This window comes from uncultured Campylobacter sp. (genome assembly GCF_937997465.1).
Lineage (GTDB): Bacteria > Campylobacterota > Campylobacteria > Campylobacterales > Campylobacteraceae > Campylobacter_A.
In genome coordinates this window covers 1-5,462 of the sequence record NZ_CALKTQ010000036.1, presented here as the reverse complement: position 1 = coordinate 5,462, position 5,462 = coordinate 1, and the positions used below count along the sequence as shown (strand labels likewise).

The following is a 5,462-nucleotide window of genomic DNA, read 5'->3' as shown; positions in this document are numbered from 1 at the left end:
AAGGTTGTGCTCTACCCCTGAGCTATTCCCGCACCGTTTAAGAAGTCGCAATTTTAGCAAAAACGTTTTCATTTGTCAAGAAAATTTCAAAATTTTTACGATTTCGCCCATTTTTAGCTCGCCGAGACTTTCGTTTGTTACCAAAACGGCGTTACTTTTGATGAGCGGAGTTATCATGCCAGAGCCGAATTTATTATTATCCGTCACGCTAAATTTACCCTCGCAAAAGCTACCCAGCACGATATTTTGGCGTCCAGATTTTACTTTTACGTCTTGATTTAGGACGGCGTCAAATTTTTCTAGCCGCGCGCCCTTTAAAAAAGGAACGACTAGCAAAAAACACATCAAAAATGCCGCCATTGGATTTCCCGGCAGGATAAAAACGATTTTTTTACCTTTTATAAAGGCTTTGCTCGGTCGTCCTGGTCGGATATTTACTCCGTCAAAAAGCTCGCTAAAGCCCAAATTTAAAAGCGCCGTTTTCATAAAATCAGCCTCGCCCTTGCTTGCTCCGCCGCTTGTTATGATTACGTCAAATTCAGCCGTTTCAAGCGCGCGAGTGGTGCTTTCTAAGTCGTCTTTTATGATGCCCGCATACGAGCTAGCAAAGCCGAAGCTTTGAAGCAGTGACGCGATGCCGGCGCCGTTTGCGTTGTAAATTTGCTCCTCGCTCGCGTTTTGCCACGGCTCGACCACTTCGTCGCCGCTTGAAAATATACCGATCTTTAGCTCGCGCTCTACGCAGACGCAGTAGATGCCCTGAGCGGCTAGCATCATAACCCTTGCAGGCATTAAAATTTCGCCTTTTTTTAGCAAAATTTCACCCGCTTTGACCTCTTCGCCTTTGTATCTTAGGGCGTTAAATTTTTTGACTTTGCTTTGCGGCGAGAGCTTGCCGTCCTGCAAAACCGCATCCTCAAAAGGCACGACCGTGTCGGCATTTATGGGCATTTTTGCGCCGGTCATTATCTTTACGCATTCGCCTTTTTTTAGCGCGATCTCAGCCTCATCGCCCGCCAGCACGGTTGCCGCGACGCCTAAAGGCTGATCAAAATCATCAAATTTAAGGGCGTAGCCGTCCATCGCGGCATTATCAAAAGAGGGCAAATTTTTAACCGCGACTACATCCTGGGCTAAAACTTTACCCGTAGCGCGCTCAAGGCTCACAAACTCGCCGTAGCCGTCAAATTTAGCTTTTTCTAAGATCAAATTTTGAGCAAGCTCTAGCGTCATTTTACTCCTCCAGCCTGCGTATTTTTGCGCCCAGAGCCGCTAGCTTGCGCTCTAGCCCCTCGTAGCCTCTATCCAGGTGATAAATTCTATGCACGCGGCTAGTTCCGTTTGCAGCAAGGGCAGCTAGCACTAGGGCCGAGCTTGCGCGCAGATCGGTAGCCATCACGTCTGCGGCGTTTATCTCGCCTCCGCCGTAGATCGTCGCGATGTGGCCGTTTAGGCGGATATCCGCACCCATACGCGTGAGCTCGCTAACGTGCATAAAGCGGTTCTCAAAAAGCCTCTCGTCGATCGTGCTAACGCCGTTTGCCACGAGCGAGAGCGCCATAAACTGCGCCTGCATATCGGTCGGAAATCCCGGAAACTCCGTCGTCACGATCTCGACGGGATTTACGTTTTTAGCCGGCATTATCGTGATTTTGTCGCCGTCTACGACGGTTTCAAAGCCCATTTGGTTAAATTTAGTAAGCACGGCCCTAATATGCGCGGCGTTGGCGTTCGCGATAGTTACTTGCGAGTTCGTGATCGCCCCGGCGCAAAGATACGTGCCCGCCTCGATCCTATCGGGGATAACCGTTATCTCGCCCACATCCAGCAGGCGCCTATCCGTACCCTCGATCACGAGCTCATCCGTGCCGATACCCTCGATCTTCACGCCGCCAGCTGCCAAAACCTCACAAAGCTGCACCACTTCGGGCTCTTTAGCGACGTTGATTAGATGCGTCGTGCCGTGAGCGAGCGCGGCGGCCATGATGATGTTTTCGCTGCCAGTTACCGTGATCTTGTCAAACACGATCTGCGCGCCTTTTAGCCCGTCAGGCGCGGTGGCGACGACGTAGCCTTGCTTTATCTCGATATTTGCACCCATTTTTTCAAGCGCGCTCAGGTGTAGATCGATCGGTCTTTGTCCGATCGCGCAGCCGCCGGGCAGACTCACCTCGCAGTGGCCAAACCTAGCTAGCAGCGGGCCAAGAACCAGGATGGAGGCGCGCATTTTACGCACGATGTCGTAGTTGGCCTTCGTGGAGCTAACGTAGTTTGAGTTGATTTTTAACGTGTGATCGTCCGTAAATTCGCACTTTGCGCCCAAATTTACGAGCAGCGTCGCCAATGTCTTTATATCCGCGACGTTTGGCATATTTTTTAGCGTCACGTCGTTTTTTATGATTAGAGCCGCGGCTATCAGGGGCAGGGCGGCGTTTTTCGCTCCGCTTATGGCGACCTCGCCGCCCAGTTTAGCGTTTCCTTCGATTTCTAGGTAATACATATTTCTTAAATCCTTAAATAAAATCCAAAGTATAGTGAAATTTAGCTTATAAATTTAAATTTATGCCGATATTTACCGATTTATTTATATAATTTTACTTTTAGGCGGCTCGTTTCCGGCACTCAAAATTTACCTCAAAAAGCTGCCTTAGATAAAAAAATAGGATAACAAAATGAATTTTACGATTTTTTTACCGCTTGCGTCGATTGCGGCTTTGATTTTTAGCGGATGCGCGAACGATGCGCCCAAAATTTACCCGATCGATCAAAGCGGACAGATTTTAAACGTGAGATTCTTAAACTCGCAGCAAGACGTGTTTAACGACCTTGGCGGCATCGCGCTTTCAAATTTTATGCAAGGATTTTTGGGCAAAAAAGACGGCGGAGACTGCTCGGGCTTCGTCTCGCTCGTAAATAAAAACATAAATAACCTTTACTTTTCCGAGACAAATTTACTCAAATTTTACGGCGAACAAGGATCGAAATCGCAAGCTATTTATAATCTTTACAAAAAACGAAATTTGATCTCGCAAACAAGCCCGAAGCTCGGAGATTTGGTGTTTTTTAACAACACCACAAGCCAAACCAAAGGCAAAAACAAGCAAATCATAACTCACCTTGGCATCATAGACCGCATAGAGGACGACGGAACTATAAGATTTATGCATAATACCAGAGGCAAAAACAAAAGCGGATTTATAAATCTATTTCAAAAAAATAGCCACAAAATAGGCGGCAAAGAGGTGAATTCCTACATCGTAGCGTGCAAGGGCGGCGACGCTAACTGCCTAACGTCAAACAGATTCGCCGGCTTTGGCAAGGTTAGTTTTTAGCTAAATTTATGTCTAAATTTTATATGATAAAGCCTTTAAAAAGGAGCCGTTTTTGAAAGCTACGATATCGCTCATCGCGCTAAATTGTCTAATATTTTTTGCCGTTTACTGCGGCATTTGCGGCACTAACGCGATGCTTGGGCTAAATATGTTTTTTATAGACGGGCTTTTCGTATGGCAACCTGTAACCTCGATGTTTATGCATGCAAATTTGGCCCATCTACTGATGAATATGGCGGTTTTGTATCAGTTTGGCTCGCTTCTTGAGCGGTACTACGGTAGCGAAAAATTCGCCGTCGTTTACTGCGTCGGAGGCGTTTTGACCTCGCTGCTTAGCTTTGTTTACATTTATGTTATGTTTAAAACTAACGGAACTTTTATAAATTTAGTCGGGGCTAGCGGCGCGATCAGTCTGCTGCTGGGCGTTTTGGCGTTTTTGGACGCGAGTAGTAGAAAAGGGCTAATAATCGCTATCTTGCTAATGAGCTTCGCCCCCGTAGCCATGGGCGTAAACGTCGCCTGGTACGCGCATATTATCGGCTTTGCTTTAGGATATTTCGGGGTAAAATTTAAGGTGATAAAATGAGATTTTTCGATCAAATTTGGGAAATTTTAGAGTGCGGCGACAAGGAGCTTAAATTTGACAAATTTAAACGATTTTACGCCGAATACAAGGCTGGTAAATTTGACGCGCAAATAGAAGAGGGCGGTAAATTTGACGAGATAAAACAGCTCGAACGTCCAAGCTACGCGGCATTTTGCGAGGTTGTAGCGATGAGAGAAATCGGCGGCAAAAAGCAAGCGGACAAACAAAAAGCCTTCCTGCACTCGATCGCACACATCGAATACAGCGCCGTAGATATCGCGCTAGATGCGGCGTATCGCTTCCGCGCGCTGCCAAAAGCCTACTATGACGACTGGCTAGAGGTCGTGCAGGATGAGATCAGGCACTTTAAGATGATTGAGGAGCACATGGCTAAATTTGACGTGAAATACGGCGATTTTGCCGTACACGACGGGCTTTTTATCGCTTTGCAAAATACCTCCGCGTCGCTGCTTGAGCGCATGGCGGTGCTGCCTAGATATATGGAGGCAAACGGCCTTGACGCAAACGCTTTTATGCTAAAAAAGCTGGAAACCGAGCGCGAAAAAGACGAGGGAAAGGCGCAACTTTGCGAAATTTTGCAAGTCATTTTAGATGAGGAAATCTCGCACGTCTCAAAGGGCGATCGTTGGTTTAAATTTGCCTGCGAAAAAGAGGGCGTAAGCCCCGAAATATACGCGCAAATCGTGCAAAAAATCTACCCTAAAGCATTTTTGCAGTCTCGCGAATTAAACGTGAGCGCGCGCCTAAAATCAGGCTTTAGCGAGGAGGAAATCGAGCATATAAAAAATATAGCAAAAGCCGGAAAGGCGGAATAAAATGAAAAAAATCTACTTTATCAGGCACGCAAAAGCCGTAGATGAGGGTGAGGGTAGCGACTTTGAGCGCGACCTAAGCGAGCGAGGCAAAAAGGATCTGGCTCTGATATGCGAACGGCTAAAAAAGCACGAGGTGAGGGCGGATGCGATATTTTCAAGCTCTGCCAAACGCTGCGCCAAAACGGCCCAAAAGCTAGCCGAAGCGATCAAATTTAAGAAAAAAATCAAATTTAAAGACGAGCTATACGGCGCGCAAACACACGAGCTTTTAGCCTTTATAAGGGAATTTGACGACAAATTTCAAAGCGTATTTGTTATAGCGCACAACGACGCGATAACTGAAATTTGTGAGCTTTTAAGCGATGCTGCGATCGGGAATATACCCACATGCGGCATCTTTTGCGTCGAATTTGACGGCAGCTTCAAGGAGCTAAAAGAACACGGCGCAAAAGCTCTGTTTTTTGACTATCCTAAAAAGCATAAAAAGTAGGGCTAATTAAAAGCTCTATTTTATTCCTGCATTTTTCATCAACTTAGTTACTTCAAAAAATTGCCCCAAAAAACATACGATAACGAGCAAAATATTTAGCAAAATAAGCATAAAAATTATCCGTTAAATTTAGCATGAAATTTGATGGATAAATTGTTTTAGTTCAAAAGGTAAAACGCTAAAAAAGACATTGTTTTCGGTATTTGCTGAAGATATTG

Annotated in this window: 6 protein-coding genes; 4 read left to right on the top strand and 2 right to left on the bottom strand. The window is 45.9% G+C overall.

Annotated elements, in window-relative coordinates:
- Positions 1-75: 75 nt before the first annotated feature.
- Both Q0546_RS01040 and murA read right to left on the bottom strand, forming a co-directional pair.
- Positions 76-1,233 carry a molybdopterin molybdotransferase MoeA gene (locus Q0546_RS01040; RefSeq protein WP_298789705.1) on the bottom strand — a complete coding sequence of 386 codons (1,158 nt, stop codon included), beginning with the start codon at positions 1,231-1,233 and terminating at the stop codon, positions 76-78.
- A 1-nt stretch (position 1,234) separates the two neighbouring features.
- Positions 1,235-2,500, bottom strand: coding sequence for a UDP-N-acetylglucosamine 1-carboxyvinyltransferase (gene murA, locus Q0546_RS01035; protein ID WP_298789704.1), 1,266 nt, complete (start codon positions 2,498-2,500; stop codon positions 1,235-1,237).
- 172 nt (positions 2,501-2,672) lie between these two features.
- Between murA and Q0546_RS01030 the strand changes: the two genes are divergently transcribed.
- Genes Q0546_RS01030 through Q0546_RS01015 form a run of 4 tightly spaced genes read left to right on the top strand, consistent with a single transcriptional unit; the run spans position 2,673 to position 5,244 of the window.
- Complete coding sequence (locus Q0546_RS01030; RefSeq protein WP_298789703.1) at positions 2,673-3,332, top strand: NlpC/P60 family protein; 660 nt, start codon at positions 2,673-2,675, stop codon at positions 3,330-3,332.
- 52 nt (positions 3,333-3,384) lie between these two features.
- Positions 3,385-3,918 (top strand): rhomboid family intramembrane serine protease, encoded by a 534-nt coding sequence (locus tag Q0546_RS01025; RefSeq protein ID WP_298789702.1) that lies wholly within the window; start codon positions 3,385-3,387, stop codon positions 3,916-3,918.
- Positions 3,915-4,754 (top strand): ferritin-like domain-containing protein, encoded by an 840-nt coding sequence (locus Q0546_RS01020; protein ID WP_297941281.1) that lies wholly within the window; start codon positions 3,915-3,917, stop codon positions 4,752-4,754. The genes Q0546_RS01025 and Q0546_RS01020 overlap by 4 nt, the downstream gene beginning before the upstream one ends.
- Before the next feature lies 1 nt (position 4,755).
- Positions 4,756-5,244, top strand: a complete 489-nt coding sequence (locus tag Q0546_RS01015) for a histidine phosphatase family protein (RefSeq protein WP_298789701.1) — start codon at positions 4,756-4,758, stop codon at positions 5,242-5,244.
- Positions 5,245-5,462: the final 218 nt, after the last annotated feature.

Excerpts from the sequence above, each read along its gene's own strand:
- Q0546_RS01040 (WP_298789705.1), bottom strand. The coding sequence starts at position 1,233 with ATGACGCTAGAGCTTGCTCAAAATTTGATCTTAGAAAAAGCTAAATTT.
- murA (WP_298789704.1), bottom strand. The coding sequence starts at position 2,500 with ATGTATTACCTAGAAATCGAAGGAAACGCTAAACTGGGCGGCGAGGTC.
- Q0546_RS01030 (WP_298789703.1), top strand. The coding sequence starts at position 2,673 with ATGAATTTTACGATTTTTTTACCGCTTGCGTCGATTGCGGCTTTGATT.
- Q0546_RS01020 (WP_297941281.1), top strand. The coding sequence starts at position 3,915 with ATGAGATTTTTCGATCAAATTTGGGAAATTTTAGAGTGCGGCGACAAG.
- Q0546_RS01015 (WP_298789701.1), top strand. The coding sequence starts at position 4,756 with ATGAAAAAAATCTACTTTATCAGGCACGCAAAAGCCGTAGATGAGGGT.